General features: G+C 55.8%; 17 protein-coding genes and 1 pseudogene. 12 read left to right on the top strand and 6 right to left on the bottom strand.

What is annotated here, in order from left to right; translation table 11 throughout:
• The first annotated feature begins 22 nt into the window (after positions 1-22).
• Both H585_RS0108595 and H585_RS0108590 read left to right on the top strand, forming a co-directional pair.
• Entirely contained in the window at positions 23-601 is a 579-nt protein-coding gene (locus tag H585_RS0108595) for a UbiX family flavin prenyltransferase (RefSeq protein ID WP_027367528.1), read from the top strand.
• A 192-nt stretch (positions 602-793) separates the two neighbouring features.
• Positions 794-1,516: a metal-dependent hydrolase gene (locus H585_RS0108590; protein WP_027367527.1), complete on the top strand. Its 723-nt coding sequence runs from the start codon at positions 794-796 to the stop codon at positions 1,514-1,516.
• A 167-nt stretch (positions 1,517-1,683) separates the two neighbouring features.
• Here H585_RS0108590 and H585_RS0108585 read toward each other — a convergent pair whose 3' ends face one another.
• From H585_RS0108585 to H585_RS0108570, 4 genes are all read right to left on the bottom strand, one after another.
• Positions 1,684-2,163 (bottom strand): transposase, encoded by a 480-nt coding sequence (locus H585_RS0108585; protein WP_027367526.1) that lies wholly within the window; start codon positions 2,161-2,163, stop codon positions 1,684-1,686.
• 612 nt (positions 2,164-2,775) lie between these two features.
• A complete protein-coding gene (locus H585_RS0108580) occupies positions 2,776-3,063 on the bottom strand; it encodes a TRASH domain-containing protein (RefSeq protein ID WP_014260978.1) in 288 nt (95 codons plus the stop codon).
• Between the two features lie 71 nt (positions 3,064-3,134).
• On the bottom strand, positions 3,135-3,608 hold the full coding sequence (gene folK, locus H585_RS0108575) for a 2-amino-4-hydroxy-6-hydroxymethyldihydropteridine diphosphokinase (RefSeq protein ID WP_081678628.1): 474 nt from the start codon (positions 3,606-3,608) through the stop codon (positions 3,135-3,137).
• A 14-nt stretch (positions 3,609-3,622) separates the two neighbouring features.
• Positions 3,623-4,789, bottom strand: coding sequence for an LL-diaminopimelate aminotransferase (locus H585_RS0108570; protein WP_005983660.1), 1,167 nt, complete (start codon positions 4,787-4,789; stop codon positions 3,623-3,625).
• 237 nt (positions 4,790-5,026) lie between these two features.
• Between H585_RS0108570 and xerD the strand changes: the two genes are divergently transcribed.
• The 10 genes and pseudogenes from xerD to H585_RS22460 form a co-directional block, all read left to right on the top strand.
• A complete protein-coding gene (xerD, locus tag H585_RS0108565; RefSeq protein ID WP_051183037.1) occupies positions 5,027-5,989 on the top strand; it encodes a site-specific tyrosine recombinase XerD in 963 nt (320 codons plus the stop codon).
• Positions 5,990-6,009: 20 nt separating this feature from the next.
• Positions 6,010-8,718 carry a CBS domain-containing protein gene (locus H585_RS0108560; RefSeq protein WP_027367523.1) on the top strand — a complete coding sequence of 903 codons (2,709 nt, stop codon included), beginning with the start codon at positions 6,010-6,012 and terminating at the stop codon, positions 8,716-8,718.
• A 79-nt stretch (positions 8,719-8,797) separates the two neighbouring features.
• Entirely contained in the window at positions 8,798-9,265 is a 468-nt protein-coding gene (locus H585_RS0108555; protein ID WP_005983654.1) for a TIGR00725 family protein, read from the top strand.
• Between the two features lie 3 nt (positions 9,266-9,268).
• Positions 9,269-9,757: an HIT family protein gene (locus H585_RS0108550; protein WP_027367522.1), complete on the top strand. Its 489-nt coding sequence runs from the start codon at positions 9,269-9,271 to the stop codon at positions 9,755-9,757.
• A gap of 22 nt (positions 9,758-9,779) precedes the next feature.
• On the top strand, positions 9,780-10,157 hold the full coding sequence (locus H585_RS0108545; protein ID WP_027367521.1) for a lipopolysaccharide assembly protein LapA domain-containing protein: 378 nt from the start codon (positions 9,780-9,782) through the stop codon (positions 10,155-10,157).
• 13 nt (positions 10,158-10,170) lie between these two features.
• Positions 10,171-11,310, top strand: a complete 1,140-nt coding sequence (locus tag H585_RS0108540) for a tetratricopeptide repeat protein (protein ID WP_027367520.1) — start codon at positions 10,171-10,173, stop codon at positions 11,308-11,310.
• A gap of 27 nt (positions 11,311-11,337) precedes the next feature.
• Entirely contained in the window at positions 11,338-13,992 is a 2,655-nt protein-coding gene (gene mutS / locus H585_RS0108535; RefSeq protein ID WP_027367519.1) for a DNA mismatch repair protein MutS, read from the top strand.
• Positions 13,989-14,432 (top strand): hypothetical protein, encoded by a 444-nt coding sequence (locus H585_RS0108530; RefSeq protein ID WP_027367518.1) that lies wholly within the window; start codon positions 13,989-13,991, stop codon positions 14,430-14,432. Before mutS ends, H585_RS0108530 begins: the two co-directional genes overlap by 4 nt.
• Before the next feature lie 2 nt (positions 14,433-14,434).
• Entirely contained in the window at positions 14,435-15,697 is a 1,263-nt protein-coding gene (lysA, locus tag H585_RS0108525; protein WP_014260987.1) for a diaminopimelate decarboxylase, read from the top strand.
• 149 nt (positions 15,698-15,846) lie between these two features.
• A pseudogene (locus tag H585_RS22460) lies at positions 15,847-15,930 on the top strand (transposase); the annotation flags it as partial.
• A 387-nt stretch (positions 15,931-16,317) separates the two neighbouring features.
• Here H585_RS22460 and H585_RS0108515 read toward each other — a convergent pair.
• Together H585_RS0108515 and H585_RS0108510 are read right to left on the bottom strand one after the other, a co-directional pair.
• Positions 16,318-17,400 carry a protein-glutamate methylesterase/protein-glutamine glutaminase gene (locus H585_RS0108515; RefSeq protein WP_014260988.1) on the bottom strand — a complete coding sequence of 361 codons (1,083 nt, stop codon included), beginning with the start codon at positions 17,398-17,400 and terminating at the stop codon, positions 16,318-16,320.
• Between the two features lie 22 nt (positions 17,401-17,422).
• The gene (locus H585_RS0108510) at positions 17,423-18,289 is read right to left on the bottom strand and encodes a CheR family methyltransferase (RefSeq protein ID WP_014260989.1); all 867 of its coding nucleotides are present in this window, start codon (positions 18,287-18,289) and stop codon (positions 17,423-17,425) included.
• Positions 18,290-18,362 lie beyond the last annotated feature (73 nt).

The following is an 18,362-nucleotide window of genomic DNA, read 5'->3' as shown; positions in this document are numbered from 1 at the left end:
AGCTTCAACACTGGTGCACAGCATGAGCACACGACGAATTCTCCTCGGTGTGACCGGAGCTAGCGGCATGCCCTACACCTTCAAGCTGGCAAAGATTTTAGGCGCAACTCCGGGCATGGAATTACACCTCATCCTCAGCAAAGCGGCCAAACAGGTCTTGGCGCTGGAAGCGGATGAACCCCTTGAAGCGCTTACAACTTGCGCCACAGCCGTTTATTCCGATGACGACTTGGCCGCGCCGCCGGCCAGCGGTTCCTGGCTGCATCAGGGCATGGTCGTCTGCCCCTGCTCCATGCACAGCCTGGCAGCCATCTCTCAAGGTTTGGCCGGCTCTCTCCTGCATCGAGCCGCTGACGTCACGCTCAAGGAAGGCAGGCCGCTTGTGCTCGTGCCACGCGAAACGCCACTCAACCGCGTGCATTTACGCAACCTGCTGTCCGCCTCGGAGGCCGGCGCTGTGATTCTGCCGGCAATGCCCGCCTTCTATCATCGCCCGCGCAGCGTCGCCGACGTCGTTGACCATCTCGTGGCACGTATCCTGGACCGCCTGGGAGTTAGCCACGAACTCTCAAAACGCTGGAATGGTTTACCTGAGGATTGAGTTTCTCTCATTCTTTGACTACATAGAATAGAGCATTTTGCTTTTTGAAAATGCTCTGCAAGCCGTGCGTCGGCATGGCTTGCAGCCGCGCAGGCGCAATTCACTTGCGTCGTCAACGCCGGAGCGGGCGTCATAAAAGCAATCTGCTCTAACAGGCGTTTTCCGCCGAGTCTTAGCCAAAGGAGGCTTGTCATGCCGCATCAATTAACCTGGTATGGCCATTCCAACTTCAAGCTGCAAACCTCTACTGGCAAAGCAATCCTTATCGACCCATTTTTTGAAGGCAATCCGAATGCTCCGATCGCCTCGGGATCGGTGGGCCATGCGGATTGCATATGCGTGACCCACGACCATGGCGACCATGTTGGACAGGCCCTGGAGATCGCCAAGGCAACCGGCGCTACCGTGGTGGGTGTCTTTGACACAATCCAGAAGCTTTTGAAACAGGGTCTGCCGGAGTCCCAAGGACTGGGCATGAACATCGGCGGCAGCGTTCAGGTCGCGAACGTGCGGATTAAGATGGTGCAGGCCATGCACTCCACCGCCAGCGGTGCAGCCAGTGGCTACATTCTCACTTTGGAGGATGGCTTCTGCTTATACCATGCCGGCGATACCGGTCTGTTCGCCAGCATGGAGCTTTTCGCCATATTTCACGAAATCGACCTGGCGATTCTGCCCATTGGCGGACACTTCACCATGGACCCAGAGCAGGCGGCCTACGCCTGCAAGCTGCTCAGGCCAGCCTGGGTCGTTCCCATGCACTGGGGGACTTTCCCTGTCCTTGAGCAGAATACCAAATCATTCTCCGATTATCTGGCCCGTCATGCTCCAGATGCCAAGCTCTTGTCGCTTACTCCGGGCAAAGCCGCAGCTCTGTCGAAAAATGAGGCGCTCTCCGATTGCCGGTGTGAGTAATAATCAATGGAAGTAAACGCGCTCCGGAGCTTATATGCCCTTCAATTAGCTAAATATCCGTAAATAATACCTTCATCCCTCATGTGCTGATCTTCAAGACTAGCCGGGGCTCGCCCCCCCTCTTCTTATGCCACTGCCACCAGGCAATATGCTTAGAGCAATCTGCTTTAGAACCTGCACTGCTCTCGCCGAATGACCACGGGACGCCAGACTTTTTCAGGAGACATCACTATTTGCCTGCTCAGATCCGCTCGCTGCAACTCCTCGGAGTTTCTTGCAGGCATTGCCCTTGATCCGGGCTCAGTCTTGCGCTGCCATTGCCAGGCGATTCCGACCATGTCGTCGTGCTCCGCCAGGCCATTTCGCCACAAATCATCGAAAAAACCGGCGCTCTCCCAGACCTGAAAATAGGAATGAATTGAACTTGAACTGCCATAATGCTCCGTAGGCAGCCCCTTCCAGGGTATCCCGGTTCGCAGCACATGCACGATGGCTTCAAAGACACGCCGAGGATCAAGCGGTTTGCGGCCACCACCCGGCCTGCGACGATAGTTTTTTCCAGACGTGCGCTCCGGCCTAGGAATCAAGGGATCCACCATGTTCCAGAACTGGTCGGACACTCTCCATAATTGGAACTGCTTTGCCATGCATTACCTCCAACGCTAGCATGCTTTAGAGGTATCTTCTTACTTAGTTAAATACGGATAATCAAGGCGGGCTCTTTAGGTATCAAGCGACCCAAAGAACGCATGGACACCTGCCTGTGCCCATAACTCCTGACCTGCGCTCCAGCACCTTCAATCAACTTTTAAACATATAGCGCACCCAGCTTCAGGATGAAACAAATCGACACACCTGTATTGTACGCATTATAAGTACAAAAGTTGTGAATGACTTTCCCGCTGTGGATAGCCTCTGTTCAAGAGCCGATGGCCTTTGAACCGGGAAAGGGTGCTACCTCTCCTAAAGCAGATTGCTTTTAAGACGCCCGCTCCGGCGTTGACGGCGCAAGTGAATTGCGCCTACGCCGAAGCTAGCGGCAAGCCATGCCGACGCATGGCTTGCAGAGCATTTTCAAAAGCAAAATGCTCTAGCTCCACTCCGCCAGGACCATTTTGAATAAAGCGCGCCCCAGGTCCGGGCAGTTCATCCGCAAAATGCTATTGCCACCTGCCCTGCCGCTTTCTCCAAAACAAAGGGGGAAGGAGCTTGTCGCACCTTCCCCCTTTGTGGGCTTCTGATTTCAACCAGGTTGCCGTTTACTCCTGACTGGTCTTCTTCTCGATGCCAGCGCTGGAGCCGATCTGCTTGATATATTTGTCTCGGCATTCATAACTGCAGAAACAATAGACCTTGTCGTCCTCACGCACACGGATATCGCTATCTTGGGGCACAAACGTCCCACACATCGGATCACGAACCATCTGTCCTGAAGCGGCTTTGGTTTCCTGATCCTTGCGCCGCTCCGTTTCCTTTTTCTTTTTATCTCCGGTGAGCAGCTTCCAGAGAATAAAAATTGCGCCCACAAAAATGAGTAGTTTTATCATCCACGTTCTCCGGCGTTATATGAGCGGACTCCCGTACTCACGATCTAAGGCTTATTAGCGCAAACATAAGCTCATTCCTGGCAGATTCGATTATCCGTGGTCAAGAAACGCAAGCAAGCCAGGGCTTGATCCAAGGTATCGCCCTCGGGGAATATAAGATTCCCCGCAACCTCCCGCAAGGGAATGAGCACGAAGGCTCTCTTGCGCATGCGGGGGTGCGGCAGGATCAAGTCGTCCGAAGTCATGATCCGGTCGCCAAATAGAAGCAAGTCAAGGTCGATGCAACGCGGGCCGAATCGTATACCTCGGCTCCGGCCCATGCACTGCTCAATTTCCAGCAGCGCCGCCAAGAGCCCTTCCGGTGTCCACTTAGAGTCGCAGCTCAGTTGCAGAACCTGATTGGCGAACCAGGGTTGGTCTTTAAGGTCCTGCGGCTCGGTCTGCCAAATCGCGGAACTTGCGGTTATGCAGACGCCCTCAAGGCTGTCGATACGCATCCCTGCTTCGTGCAGATTCTTCCGCGCATCCCCTAGATTGGAGCCCAGGCAAACGTAAGCTATTACAGCTTGATGATGCGCGATACGGCTTCCTCCAGCAGGGGCATGTCCACGGTAAGAGATATCCGGAAATAACCTTCGCCCGGAGCGCCAAATCCATTGCCTGGAGTGACCACCACTCCGGTTTTCTGGAGCACATTGGTGCAGAATTCGGCCGAGGTGTAACCTTTGGGCACATTGCACCAGACGTAGAAGCTCGCATCGGACTTGCGATAGCCGATGCCTGCCTTGTCCAAGGCCTGAAGCATCACGTCACGGCGCTCCCGATAAATGGCCCGGAATTTTTCGGCGTAGGGCTCGCCCTGCTGAAGGGCCGCGATGCCGGCTTCCTGCACAGCCTGGAAGATGCCCGAATCCACATTCTCCTTGATCTTGCCCAGGCCGTTCACCAACGTCTCGTTGCCAACGGCCATGCCGATGCGCCAGCCGGTCATATTGTAGGTCTTGGACAATGAGTGGAATTCGATTGCCACGTCCTTGGCCCCGGGTATCTCAAGAATGGACATCGGCTTCTTGGCTGGATTGAAGTAGACTTCGGTGTAGGCCGCGTCATGAAGCACGATGACGTTGAACTCGCGGGCTTTCTCCACCACCCTTTCATAGAATGCGCGGTCGGCCGTGGCCGAGGTGGGGTTGTTTGGATAGTTGATGAACAGCAGCTTGGCTTTCTTCCATGTGTCGTTATCAACAGCGTCCAAGTCGGGAAGAAAGTTGTTGTCACTGGTCAAAGGTAGATATTTGACCGTGCCGCCGCAGAAACCGACGGCGACGTTATAAACAGGATAGTTGGGCGTGCAGACCAGAGCCAAGTCGCCGGGGTTGATAAAAGCCAGCGGGAAATGTGCGATGCCTTCCTTGGAGCCGATGAGGCTGACAACCTCTTTTTCGGGCGACAGGTCCACACCGAAACGAACCTTGTACCAGGCGGCTACGGCCTGGCGAAAACCGAGCAGCCCTCGATAGGAAGGATATTGGTGATTGATCGGCTTCTTGGCTGCCGCATGCAGGGCCTCGATGATGAAGTCCGGGGTTGGCATGTCCGGGTCGCCGATGCCGAGGCTGATGATATCCACTCCCCTGGCTTTCACTTCCTGTTTCACCCTGTCGATTTCTGCAAACAGATAGGGCGGCAGCGCGGCCAGACGGTCGGCAAGTGGGAACTGGGCCATGATCCGGGAATCTCCTTGGTTGGCAGGGTGAACGGTATGGGTTGGTCAAGAAAGTTCAGCATGGTAGATGGGGCTGACGAGCCTGTCAATGCACCATCTCGAAACCCTTTTCTTCCTGTTTTCTTTAAGAAAAGCAACAGGAATTGACCTTGAGCCCTCTTCTCCCCGCGTGTATTGTGCCGTGGTGTCCAGCAGTTTTGCAGGCTGGGACAGCCAAGCCCAGGAGCGCTCTCTAGGATGACCACTTTCGGTAATGATCAGCGGCCGACAATGCCGGCCAATCCTTGGATAGACCGCTATCTGGAGCACCTGCTTGTCTCCAAGGGCCTGTCCGAGAACAGCTTGACAGCCTATGCCACTGATTTTGAAAGCCTGCTCGAATTCTTGACTGAAAAGGCTCTGCCCATGGAGCGGGTCACGCCTCAGACTTTGCTCCTATACCTCCTACACTTGCGCCGCAAAGGCCTTGGAAACAGATCCATGGCCCGCCACCTGTCAGCTTTGCGCGGTTTCTTCGCCTTCGCTTTGGAGGAAGGCTGGCTGGTTGAAAACCCGGCCGAGTTGCTAGAAAATCCCAAGCTTCCTCGAACGCTCCCCGAAGTACTCAGCCGCGAGGAAGTCGAGCGAATGCTGGAGCGGCCCGATACGCGCACCAAACTCGGCTTCCGTGACCGGACCATGCTCGAACTGTTATATGCTGCGGGCTTGCGTGTATCCGAGCTTGTGGATCTGCGACCACTCGACTTCGACCCTCAGACAGGCGTGCTGCGTGTTTTTGGCAAGGGCAGCAAGGAACGCCTTGTACCCTTGCACGACCTGGCACAACGTTTTGTGCTGGCTTATCTTGAAAGTTGGCGAAATAGCTTCAAGCCCTTGGAAGAGCATATGTTTCTCAACCGCTCGGGCAAGGGTCTGACCAGGCAAGCCATCTGGAAGCTGATAAAACGCTATGCCCAGGAAGCAGGCATTTTCCGCGAGATATCTCCCCATACAATGCGGCACAGCTTCGCCACGCATCTGCTCGAAGGTGGAGCCGATCTACGCACTGTTCAGATACTCCTTGGCCATGCGGATATCAGCGCTACGGAAATTTACACTCACTTACAAACTTCCCGTCTCCTGGCCGTGCACCGTGAGCACCACCCTCGCTCTGCTAGACAGTCAGGCCGCGCAGCCGCAGTTCATGATGGGTCGGAATAAAGCTAAAGTAGAACTTTAACATGACCCCAAAGATCGTCACCGACACCATCGTCACCGGCCACGGCAACGCTGATTTCGACTGTTTCTCTTCAATCATTGCCGCAGGCAAGCTCTACCCTGGCGCTGCGCTCATATTCCCTGGCAGCCAAGAGAAATCCCTGCGCAACTTCTACATCCAAAGCGCCATCTATCTTTTCAACTTCGTTTCGACCAAGGATATCGATCTTGCTCAGGTCAAACGTCTGGTGGTCGTGGACACCCGTCAACGTTCACGCATTGAGCACATCAAAGCCGTGCTGGATAATCCAGGCCTTGAAATCCACACGTATGATCACCATCCTGATTCGGAGGACGACTTTCAGGCGCAACTCGAAGTATGGAAGCCATGGGGCTCCTGCGCTGCCATCATTATCCAACAGGTGCGCGAAAAAGGATTGGATATTGGCCCGGAAGAAGCCACAGCCGTGGGACTCGGTCTTTATGAAGATACTGGATCCTTTACCTTCTCCTCCACCACGGGCTACGATCTCGAAGCGGCGGCTTGGCTGCGCCACAAAGGCATGGATTTGGATGTCGTTTCCGACCTCATTACCCGTGAGCTGACCGCCCAACAAGTTTCAATCCTCAATACCATGCTCGAGTCCGCCACCACACACGAGATCAACGGCGTGGAAGTAGTCATGGCAGAAGCGACTACTGAACATTATGTCGGTGATTTCGCCTTTTTGGCCCACAAGCTTATGGAGATGGAGAATATAAATGCGCTCTTTGCCATGGGGCGCATGCACGACCGCATCCAGCTCGTGGCCCGCTCGCGAGACGAACGAGTGGACGTGGGTGTTATCTGCGAACGGTTTGGCGGTGGCGGGCACTCCTATGCAGCCTCTGCCTCCATCAAGGATCGAACTCCGGCGCAAGTAAAGGATGAACTCCTGTCCCTGTTGCTGGCGAGCATCAATACCCAAATGACCGCGGGCAAACTCATGTCCAAGCCAGCCGTGGTGGTGACCGAGAACAAGACCATGGCCAAGTCCGCTGAAATCATGACACGCTTTGGCCTCAAGGCCGTGCCGGTGGTCGACCCCGAGGACGGCCATTGCGTGGGTCTCTTGGAGCACGAATTGGCGGACAAGGCCATCGCTCACGGCCTTGGAGATGTTGAAGTGCGAGAATACATGGCCCGCGATGTGACCACGCTTTCGCCTTCCGACGGGCTGCAACACGCCATGGATGTCATTCTCGGCCAACGTCAACGCTTGGCCCCGGTCGTGGATTCCGGACGGGTCGTCGGAGTACTCACACGCACGGATCTTATCAACATCCTTGTGGAAGAGCCGGCGCGTATTCCTGAATCACTGCTGCCTGAGAAACGCCAAAAGAAGAGCATCGCAGGTCAACTTCGGGACAGGCTGCCCGAGGATATCCTCGGCATTCTGACCCTGGCCGGCAAGCTGGCCGACGAGGACGGCTTTGAGGTCTTTGCCGTAGGAGGTTTTGTCCGAGACATTCTGCTGCGACAGCCGAACTTCGACATTGATCTCGTGGCAGAGGGTGACGGCATCGCCTTTGCTTACAAGTTGGCCGGCGTTCTCGGCGGGAGGGTCAAAGCCCACCATAAATTCAAGACCGCAGTCATCATCCTTCCGAACGGCCAGCGTATCGACGTGGCCACAGCCAGGCTCGAATACTATGAGTACCCGGCCGCCCTGCCCGTGGTGGAACTCTCCTCTATCAAGATGGACCTCTATCGCCGAGATTTCACCATCAATGCCTTGGCCGTGCACCTCAACCCTGGCCGTTTTGGACTCCTTGAAGACTTTTTCGGCGCCCAGCGGGACATCAAAGATAAAATCATTCGAGTGCTGCATTCGCTTAGTTTTGTGGAGGATCCTACGCGTATCTTGCGCGCCATCCGGTTCGAACAGCGTTTCGAATTTCGTATAGGCGGCCAGACCGAGCGGCTTATACGCAATGCTGTGCAGATGACCTTTTTCCAGAAGCTCTCGGGCACACGCATTTTCCACGAACTAAGGCTAATTTTTGACGAGCGCAATGCTCTGCGTTGCCTGCGGCGCATGGACAGTTTCACACTGCTGACGCACATCCACCCGAATCTCACGCTGGATGACAAGCTCATCAAATATCTGGAGGAGCTGGAAAGCGTACGCAACTGGTACCGCTTGCTCTATGAAGAGCCGGCAGCCCAATCCTGGATAGTATACCTCTTGGGATTGTGCGGACACCTGCCACCTGAGGAACTAGTGCAGATCGCGGGCAATCTTGGCTTCACGGAGCGGCAACGTCATGATTTCCTGGCCTTGCGTGAGCGAACCGGCCAAGCCTTGGGCAAGCTTATCAACTGGAGCCAGTCCGGCGAGCCCCTCAGCGGGCTTTACTTCATACTGCACGAACTGCCCGTTGAAGGCGTCCTGCTCCTTATGGCCAAGAGCACGCGGGACCAGGTAAAAAAGGCCATTTCCGTTTATCTGACGCGGCTTCGGCACATCAAGCTGGAGATAGGTGGCGCGGATTTGCGAATCATTGGCCTGGAGCCAGGTCCCGCCTACGGCAGAATACTTCGCGAGGTGCTGGCCGCACGCATCGATGGCAAGGCGGAATGCCGTGGAGATCAGTTGGCCCTGGCTGAATCCCTGGCTGGCCACATACCCGACCTTAAAACAAAGAAGCCGCAGAATACAGCTAAGCCGCCCTCCGAGCATAAACCGTAATCATCCTTGCTCTCGCACACCAAGCTGTGTAGTAAGATGCAGTTGTGATTTGCCTAACGAAGAATAGAGGCAAGATGCTATGGACAGGGAGCGCGCTGTAGCCGTCATAGGTGCAGGCAATTGCGGGCAGAGCGAGGCCGAGATGGCTCGCGAATTGGGAAGACTGCTGGCCTTGCGCGGCTACACGCTCGTCAGCGGCGGCATGGGCGGAGTCATGCGCGCGGCCAACGAAGGCGCGCGTGCCGCAGGAGGCCGTTCCATCGGCATTCTGCCTGGCCATGACCGCAGAGAGTCTGCGGAGCCCAATGATATCCGCATCGCGACGGGCCTTGGCCACATGCGTAATTATTTAGTCGTGCTCAACGCTGATGTGATAGTAGCCATACACGGCGGCTGGGGAACCCTATCCGAAGTCGCTCTGGCTAAAAAAATCGGCAAAAGTGTTATCGCCATTGGCAAATGGTCTTGCATCGAAGGCGTCATTTCCGCAACTGATTCAGCGGAGGCGCTTGATTGGGTAGAACAAATGCTGGGCAAGGAGGAATAGCAAGTGGACGTGCTATGGGCACCATGGAGAATGGACTATATTCTCGGCCCCAAGCCAGACGAGTGCGTGTTCTGTGTGCCGAGTAATACTGCTGAGGACGAGGAGCGTAAGATTCTTGCTCGAGGCAGCCTGTGCTATGTGATCATGAATAAGTATCCTTATAATAGTGGTCATCTCATGGTGGCCCCCTACCGCCATGTGAGTTGTCTGACCGATCTGACAGCAGAAGAACGGCAAGAAGTCATGGAATACGTTACCCGTTGTGTGTCCGTGCTCAAAGAGGCCATGCGCCCACAGGGAGTCAACGCCGGATTGAACCTGGGTGAAGCCGCGGGGGCGGGTATTGCCGCACACCTGCACTTCCAGCTTGTACCTCGCTGGAACGGTGACGCATCGTTCATGGCCGTATTTGGCGAAACCAGGGTCATTCCTGATCATCTTATGGCTACCTATTCCAGGCTCAAACCCTATTTCGTAACCTCACGCAACTAATCCAAGCGCCAAGGAGGAGCCCATGCGTTACCTTAAGATCCTAGCTCTGCTCATCTTTATCGCCATCCTGCTCATCTTCTTCCAGCAGAATACTGATATCCTCAATACGGGCCTCCAGTTCCAGCTCGATATATTTGGAAATGTCTGGCGCTCCCTGCAAACGCCGCTATATTTTGTGCTTATCGCCGCGTTCTTTCTCGGTGGAGTGCTGACCTTGCTCTACTTCTTCATCGAGAAACTGCGCCTTGCCAAGCAACTGCGCGCCTGCCGGTCACAGATCGGCAAGTTGGAACAAGAAGTTAACTCTCTGCGTAATCTTCCCTTGCAGGAGACGTATCCCGCCGTCAGCGAAGAATCCTATGCGGCTTCTCCAGAAAGCAAGGCCGAATCCGGAACATAATACGAGGCTGAACATGTTCTGGTTATTCCGGCGGAAGTGCTCCAAAATGCCTGAGCAGCGCACCGAGCCGACGAAGCATCCCGGAGAGGGGCAGATGCCGCCGTCCCAGGATACTCTGGCGGCTATCGGCGAACTCAGCCGGGTGGTCAAAAACAACCCCGATTCGGTGGAGATCTATCTCGCCTTGGGTAACCTCTATCGCTCCCAAGGCGAGATAGAGCGCGCCGTTCAGATACGTAATAACCTTATTGTACGGCCGGGATTGGACAAGGAGTTCAAGATTAAGGCTCTCTACGAACTTGGCCGCGACTACAAACGCGCCGGATTCGTGGATCGCGCCCGGGCAGCTCTGGAAGAGGCCCAAGCCCTGGGAGGTCGAAACAAGCTCATTCTAAGCGAATTGGCTAGATTGGCCGCAGATGGCGGGGATTACGAGCAGGCCGCTACACTCTATTCCCAGCTTGACCATCCCCAGGCCGAGGCCCACTACCTTGTGCAGTTCGCACGCGAGCTTTTCGACAAGGGTGTGGAGGCGCAAGGTAAGAAGACACTCAAAAAAGCCTTGCGGGTTTATCCTGGGAGTCTCGAAGCATGGCTCTTTCAACTCACACGCGAGTATGATGCCGGCGACAAGGACAGGCTACGCAAAACACTTTCGGATGCGCTTGCCCATGTACGGCCAGAACTAAGCTTTATTCTTTTTGAAGGACTTTTGAGTCATGCCACCAAAGGTCGTTTGCCGGACTCTGCCAATGCAAGAACGATATCCCTCTCTCAGACGGAAACGGAACTACTTGTTGCCGTACTCAACGAATTGGAATCCCGTCATGGCGAAATACTCCTTCACTACTACGGAGCCCTCATTCTGGCTCTCAATGGCCGACTTCAGGAAGCGAGCACTTGGCTTGAACGCGCCCTTCTACTGGATCCCACCTTCTGGCCGGCGCGTCTTGACTTGTTGGGGTTGTCGCTTGAGGAACAAAATCTTTCTCCCTTATTCCATAGCCAATTAGAGTTTTTCATTAACAAGGCCCGATCCGTGAAGCGCTTCGCCTGCGGTGTTTGCGGTTTGAAGCAAAGCCAGCTATTTTTTGTCTGTGCCCGCTGTGGAAGCTGGCACTCCATTGTCTTCCGTATGCTTTTAACCGATTGACAAAGAATACTCTAGAAAAGCACGTTAATGTCCTCGGCCCCCAAGCTCACGCCCATGTTCGAGCAGTATCTCGGTATTAAGCAGGAATACCCGGATGCCTTGCTCTTCTATCGTATGGGCGACTTCTATGAAGTCTTCTTTGAAGACGCCCAGATCGCGGCCCGGGAGCTGCAGATCGCCCTGACCAGCCGCAATCCCAATTCCGAAACCAAAGTGCCAATGTGCGGCGTGCCCCACCACTCTGTGGACGGCTACCTAACCCAACTCTTGGAAAAGGGTTACAGGGTCGCCATCTGTGATCAGGTGGAAGATCCGAAGCAGGCCAAAGGATTGGTGCGCCGGGCAGTAACCCGCGTACTCACTCCCGGTACAGTCATAGAGGATGCCAACCTCGCATCTAAGTCACACAACTATCTGGCCGCTTTGTGGTGGGATGCGGATAAGGGTGCCGGCGCTCTGGCCTGGGTCGATTTCTCCACCGGAGAATGGAGTGGCTTGGCTAGCCGTCGCGCTGAAATCCTATGGCAATGGACGGCCAAACTTGGACCACGCGAACTGCTTCTGCCACTTGGTCATGAGGTCCTGCCTCAATATGCCGAGGCTGCCAAGCAAGTGAACAGACTCCCTGCTCTGCCCGCCTTCGACCTGGCCGCGGCAAGGCGAGAATTGCCTAAGGTTTTGGGAGTAGCCGATCTCTCAGTTCTCGACCTGGAGGACAAACCCGAATTGGCCCGTTGCTGCGGCGCCCTCCTGTGCTACCTGCGTCAGACTCAGAGGCATGATGAGCTAGGGCATCTGGGTGCGTTTCGTCCGCTCAATTTGGGCGACCACCTCATCCTTGATGAGGTGACCGAACGCAACCTGGAGTTATTCCGCCGCCTGGATGGCAAAACAGGCCGGGGAACGTTACGCCATGTGCTGGACGAAACCATGACGGCCATGGGCGGCAGACTGCTCGAATCGCGACTTCGGCAGCCCTGGCGCATGTTGGCGCCTATTCTGGCGACACAGGAGGCCGTAGCGTGGCTTTTTGCTGGAGATGAGCAGCGCGGACGGCTGCGTATGGCCCTGGAGCGGGTCTATGATCTTGAACGGCTTTCCACGCGTGTTTTTCTGGGGCGCGCAGCCCCCAAAGACTACCTGGCCTTGCGTGAAAGCTTGGCTGTATTGCCGGAGGTCCGCCAGGCACTGGTATCAACAGGTGGCGACCTTCCAACGGAAGCCGCCAAGATTCTCTCGGCATGGGATGACCTGGAAGACATCCGCGACCTGCTTAATCGCGCCCTGTCCGACAATCCTCCTCCGGTGATCACAGAGGGAGGTTTGTTCAAGCCCGGCTTTGACTCTGAGTTGGACGAGCTACTCGAGTTGAGCGAGCATGGCGAGGCCAAGCTCAAGGAACTTCTGGAGGTCGAACAGCGCGAGAACGACCTGCCCAAGCTTAGGTTGGGCTACAACCGGGTTTTCGGCTACTACCTGGAGTTGTCAAAGGCCGTTCACGATCGCGCGCCCGAGCATTTCATCCGTCGCCAAACCTTGGCCAACGCCGAACGTTATGTGACTCCAGCCCTTAAAGAGCTGGAGGAGAAAATTCTTACTGCTGCGGAAATACTCAAGAGCTTGGAATACAAGCTGTTTCAAAAGTTGCGCGAAACCGTAGCCAAAGCCAGGCCGCGCTTCATGGTCATGGCTGAAGCTCTGGCAACACTGGACTATTGGCAATCAATGGCCGAGGTCGCTCGGCGCAACGAGTGGCTTAGGCCGAGGCTGCACGAAGGCTTGGAGTTGCGCATCAGAGGAGGCCGTCATCCCGTGGTCGAGCAGGTCCAAGGTCGAGGCAACTTCATCCCCAACGACCTGCGCCTGGACGAGTTCTGCCGGCTCATGCTTATTACCGGTCCCAACATGGCCGGCAAGTCCACCATCCTGCGCCAGTCCGCCATCATTTGCATCATGGCCCAGATGGGTTCCTACGTGCCTGCGTCCGAGGCGGATATCGGCCTGGTTGATCGAGTCTTCTCTCGTGTAGGAGCATCGGACAACCTGGCCCAAGGGCAGTCCACGTTCATGGTCGAGATGATGGAAACTGCGCGCATCCTGCGCCAAGCCACTATGCGCAGCCTAGTCATTTTGGACGAAATAGGCCGGGGCACGAGCACCTTCGATGGCTTGGCCTTGGCCTGGGCCGTGGTGGAGGAATTCGCGCGCCGGGGTAAGGGCGCCATCCGCACCCTCTTCGCCACGCACTATCATGAGCTTACGGCATTGGAAGGACGTATGCCCGGCGTACGCAACTACACCGTGGCCATCAAGGAATGGAAAGGCGACATCATTTTTCTGCGCCGGCTCGTGCCTGGCCCCTCTGACCGCAGTTACGGCATCGAAGTGGCCCGGCTGGCTGGCGTGCCGGACAGCGTGGTGCGACGAGCGCGCGAAATACTCTCCGAATTGGAACGAGCCAAGAGTGGTGATGCGCCCGATTCGCCGCGAACCTTGTCCTGCCAAACATTGCTGCCTGGCATGGGGGGCAAGCCTGGCAAGGTAACAGCGACAGCCAAGGCAGCGGAACACCCGCTGATACAGGAATTGCGGGAAATCAAGGTTGATCGCCTGACACCGCTTGAAGCATTAAACCTCCTCCAGACCTGGAAAAACCGCATTGACGAGGAATCAGGCTCATGAGAAATTTCCTGCTTGCGGCAATGATGGTCATCCTTTTTGCCTCATCGATATCCTGCGGCAACAAGAGGTGGCCTAGACCAAACCTTGAGGAGGAGACCTTCTCTTTTGCTAAGGTCCAAGGTCGCCGCCAAGGGAAATGCCTGCTGGTGAACGCTGATGTACAAGGCAACATTGGAGCTGCCCGCGCCCTATTCTTGCAAATCGAGGCTCCCGATGGTTGTCCTGACTGCCCGTTTTCACCCGACCAGCGCATCGAGTATCTACCTGGAGATCCCCAGCTTCTATTGAAGGATAGCATACTTTCACTGAGCTACTGCGGTCTTGACCCTGACCGGCAATACCGGTGGCGGCTCACGGGGGCCACCCGTCTGCGGCCAGGCGACACCGTGGCGGGGCCGGTCATGCCCGCTAGCGCTGTATCCAGCAATCCCAAGGAGTAATCATGCATCATTTCGAATACCACAACGGCCGCTTGCATGCCGAAGACATTCCAGTGGAAGATCTGGCCCGACAGTTCGGCACGCCTCTTTACGTCTACAGTAAAGCTACATTCAGCCGACATTTTCAGGCCTTTGACTCCGCCTTCTCCGCTTTGCCACATATCACCTGCTACTCGGTCAAGGCCAACTCCAATCTTTGCGTGCTGCGACTCCTGGCCAGCCTGGGCGCCGGCATGGACATCGTCTCTGGCGGCGAGCTGCATCGCGCGCTCAAGGCCGGCGTTTCTCCTGAGAAGATTGTTTACTCCGGTGTGGGTAAGCGCCCTGAGGAGATCCGCCAAGCCCTGGATGCGGGCATTCTCATGTTCAATGTGGAATCACGTGAAGAACTCAGAACCATAAGCGCTATAGCCAGCGAAAGCGGACGGATCGCGCGCATTTCCCTACGCATCAATCCCGACGTGGATCCTAAGACGCATCCTTACATCTCCACGGGCATGAAGAAAAACAAGTTCGGCCTGGATATGGAGACTTCCTTGGAAACTTACAGGATGGCCAAGGGCTTGCCTGGCATCGAGCCTGTGGGCATCGACTGCCATATTGGTTCCCAGTTGACCAGCATCGAGCCGTTCCTGGAGGCCTTGGACAAGCTCGTGGAATTTTATGGCAAACTGAGGGAAATGGGCATTGATATCCGCTACCTCGATCTGGGCGGCGGTTTGGGCATCACCTACAATGAGGAAGAGCCCCCACACCCCGAAGCCTTTGGCAAAGCTCTTACGGAACGGCTCAAGGGTCTTCCGCTCACCATCATCCTTGAACCGGGGCGGGTCATCGCCGGCAATGCAGGAATTCTGGTCACCAAGGTACTCTACACTAAGTCCACACCTAGCAAGGATTTTGTCATCGTGGACGCGGCCATGAATGACTTGGTGCGCCCCTCGCTCTACGGCTCCTTCCATCGTATTGCCGAAGTGGTGGAGCATAACAGGCCCAAAATCAATGTGGATGTGGTGGGCCCCATCTGTGAGTCAGGAGACTTTTTGGCCCGTGATCGTGAACTGCCAAACGTGGAATCTGGGGAACTTTTGGCTGCTTTCTCGGCTGGAGCTTATGGATTTGCCATGTCTTCCCAGTATAACTCCCGACCACGAGCAGCCGAGGTCATGGTCGATGGAGAAGTGACCGTTTTAGCTCGCCGTCGTGAAACTTATGATGACCTGGTTGCCGCTGAGATGGGCTGTCTAGAGCGTGTTGTGGACTGATTGATATTTCTTTTTGGGTAAGGCTTATGAACCGTAAGCCTTACCCAACGGAAGTGAGCGACGAAGAGTGGGAGTTCGTCGTATCGTACCTGAGCCTTCTGTCCGAGTACGCCGGCCAGCGCCGACACTACTGATGCGAGGTCTTCAACGCCCTGCGCTGGATCGTGCGCACGAGCACGTTCTGGCGATGGCTGCCGCACGATTTCCCACCATGGCAGATCGTCTATCGATAGGCGCGGTGCTTGATTGCTGCTGGCGTCTTCGAGGATATCATCTACGACAGCCAGCTCCTCAGGCGAGCGGCTGTCCAGGACAAGTCGATGATCTACTGGCGAAAGGCTACTGATTAAGCGGACGTGATGTAGGCTTCGTGAACCTCTTCTCCACGAAGGGTGATCTGTCCACGAAACAAGGTCAACTTCATGCGCCCATTGCGGCCTCCCATGCTGGAGACCGTTGTGTAAGCCTATTTCAGGGAAGCAGCACTTGAAGCTCTAGAGCAGATTGCTTTTAAGACGCCCGCTCCGGCGTTAACGGCGCAAGTGAATTGCGCCTACGCCTACGCGGCTGCAAGCCATGCCGACGCACGGCTTGCAGAGCATTTTCAAAAGCAAAATGCTCTAAGACGAAGAACAGAATCGTACTACTTCATGGGCGATGCGCTCCAGGGAGAGAACTTTATAAGCCGCGCCCAGCTTGATAGCCTCGCCCGGCATGCCGAATACCACGCTGGAGGCTTCATCTTGGGCCACGGTGAAGGCTCCGGCCTGTTTCATCTCCAGCAGGCCATGGGCACCGTCATCACCCATGCCGGTCATGATCACGCCAACAGCATTCTTTCCAGCGTAACGTGCGCCGGAGCGAAAAAGCACATCCACGGAGGGTCTATGTCGGCGCACCAGTGGACCATCCCGAACTTCCACGTAATAGCGGGCTCCGCTACGCTTGACGAGCATGTGCTTGTTGCCGGGAGCGATCAGCGCTTGCCCCCGCAACATGGTGTCATTGTTGGCGGCCTCGCGCACATTGATGCTGCAGATGGTGTCCAGGCGCTTGGCAAAAGCCGTGGTAAAATGCTCGGGCATGTGCTGGACAATGGCGATGGCCGGGCAGTCCTGTGGCATGGCCTCAAGGAATATGCGCAGGGCTTCCGTGCCGCCGGTGCTAGCGCCCACGAGCACGATCTTCTCCGTGGTCTGCAACTGGCTCGGGGCATTCAGCCTTACGCCCGGCAGAACAGCGTCGGCGGATAGCTTGGGGGAGACCTCCATGGGTCTGGTAAGCTTCCTGAGTTTGACCGAAGCCGCTGCCTTTACCGCATCGCGTATACGGATCTTGGACTCTTCCAGAAACTGGCGCGTGCCAAGCTTGGGCTTCTGGATGATCTCCACCGCGCCATAGTCCAAGGCGCGCATGAGCGTTTCGGAGCCATGTTCCGTGAGCGTGGAGCAAATGACTACCGGAATGGGATGCTGGCTCATGATCTTACGTAGAAATGTCAGCCCATCCATGCGTGGCATTTCCACATCCAACGTGATGACGTCGGGCGCTATTTCCTCCATGATTTTCGCCGCCGCGAATGGATCGCCGGCCTTGCCGATAACCTCAATGGCCGGGTCCTCGGAGAGCACCTCGGAGAGAGTCTGGCGCACGAGCGCGGAATCGTCGACTACAAGCACCTTAATCTTGGAGCCTAAAGGCATGCATTCTCCTGATCGCTGTCGTTCAGACGCGCTCGTAGACCGTGGGCGCGAGCTGCCGAAGCGGCAATTGCATTCCCGTTAGGCTTTCCGAGTGGCCGATGAAAATATGGCCACCTTGGTGCAGGTGGGAGCAAAATTTGCTTAGCAGGCGCTCCTGGGTAGGCCGGTCAAAGTAGATCATGACATTGCGGCAAAAGATGATGTCCATCCTGTTCTTGAATGAGAACTCTTCCATGAAATTGAGCCGCTGAAAGCTGACTAGCCGGCGCACTTCGGGAGCCACGCGCACAAGGCGCCTGCTGCGGTCCTTGCTGCGCAGGAAGTGAAGCTTGTGTAAAGGCTTGGGCACCTTTTCGAGTTTATCCTCGGCATAGACGGCCCGAGAGGCATGCTCCAGGACCCGTGTGGAAATATCCGTGGCAAGGATGGAAAAGCGGAACTCCGGTTGCTGAAGCTGGAATTCACTTAACACGATGGCCAGGGAGTATGGCTCTTCCCCCGTGGAGCAGCCAGCGCTCCATACGGCCAACTCTCGGCCTTGATGGCGGCTCAACCAACGCGGAAGCACATTCCTGGAAAGCAAATCAAAGTGATTTGGCTCCCGAAAGAAGTCCGTGGTGTTTGTGGTCACTACGTCAAGAAGATGCGGAAGCTCCGTAGCCATGCCTTCCTTTGAAAAAAAGTAGGCGCAGTAGTGAGAGTAGTCAGGCAAAGCCAAAGCCCGTAATCGTTTTTGCAAGCGGGCTTCGAGCATGGTTTTCTTGCTCGGCGGCATCTTGATGCCGCATTCGGTATGTATGAACTCGCTGAAACGCGCGAAGTCGCGGGCGCTGAGTTGCCGAGAATTGCTCTGATCCCTTCTCACAGATACCTGTTTGCTATCGGACATGGCCTCGCCTAGCTCCTTCACAACGGCTCACGCCTGCCATGGCGTTCCGAGGTTCGGCTTGGCATCCAGTTAG

Origin of the sequence: Desulfocurvibacter africanus subsp. africanus DSM 2603 (assembly GCF_000422545.1) — a bacterium.
Lineage (GTDB): Bacteria > Desulfobacterota > Desulfovibrionia > Desulfovibrionales > Desulfovibrionaceae > Desulfocurvibacter > Desulfocurvibacter africanus.
This window is presented reverse-complemented; position numbering and strand designations above follow the sequence as displayed.

Excerpts from the sequence above, each read along its gene's own strand:
- H585_RS0108580 (WP_014260978.1), bottom strand. The coding sequence starts at position 3,063 with ATGATAAAACTACTCATTTTTGTGGGCGCAATTTTTATTCTCTGGAAG.
- H585_RS0108560 (WP_027367523.1), top strand. The coding sequence starts at position 6,010 with ATGACCCCAAAGATCGTCACCGACACCATCGTCACCGGCCACGGCAAC.
- xerD (WP_051183037.1), top strand. The coding sequence starts at position 5,027 with ATGACCACTTTCGGTAATGATCAGCGGCCGACAATGCCGGCCAATCCT.
- H585_RS0108530 (WP_027367518.1), top strand. The coding sequence starts at position 13,989 with ATGAGAAATTTCCTGCTTGCGGCAATGATGGTCATCCTTTTTGCCTCA.
- lysA (WP_014260987.1), top strand. The coding sequence starts at position 14,435 with ATGCATCATTTCGAATACCACAACGGCCGCTTGCATGCCGAAGACATT.
- H585_RS0108545 (WP_027367521.1), top strand. The coding sequence starts at position 9,780 with ATGCGTTACCTTAAGATCCTAGCTCTGCTCATCTTTATCGCCATCCTG.
- H585_RS0108585 (WP_027367526.1), bottom strand. The coding sequence starts at position 2,163 with ATGGCAAAGCAGTTCCAATTATGGAGAGTGTCCGACCAGTTCTGGAAC.
- H585_RS0108555 (WP_005983654.1), top strand. The coding sequence starts at position 8,798 with ATGGACAGGGAGCGCGCTGTAGCCGTCATAGGTGCAGGCAATTGCGGG.
- H585_RS0108540 (WP_027367520.1), top strand. The coding sequence starts at position 10,171 with ATGTTCTGGTTATTCCGGCGGAAGTGCTCCAAAATGCCTGAGCAGCGC.
- H585_RS0108590 (WP_027367527.1), top strand. The coding sequence starts at position 794 with ATGCCGCATCAATTAACCTGGTATGGCCATTCCAACTTCAAGCTGCAA.
- H585_RS0108515 (WP_014260988.1), bottom strand. The coding sequence starts at position 17,400 with ATGCCTTTAGGCTCCAAGATTAAGGTGCTTGTAGTCGACGATTCCGCG.
- H585_RS0108595 (WP_027367528.1), top strand. The coding sequence starts at position 23 with ATGAGCACACGACGAATTCTCCTCGGTGTGACCGGAGCTAGCGGCATG.
- mutS (WP_027367519.1), top strand. The coding sequence starts at position 11,338 with ATGTCCTCGGCCCCCAAGCTCACGCCCATGTTCGAGCAGTATCTCGGT.
- H585_RS0108510 (WP_014260989.1), bottom strand. The coding sequence starts at position 18,289 with ATGTCCGATAGCAAACAGGTATCTGTGAGAAGGGATCAGAGCAATTCT.
- H585_RS0108570 (WP_005983660.1), bottom strand. The coding sequence starts at position 4,789 with ATGGCCCAGTTCCCACTTGCCGACCGTCTGGCCGCGCTGCCGCCCTAT.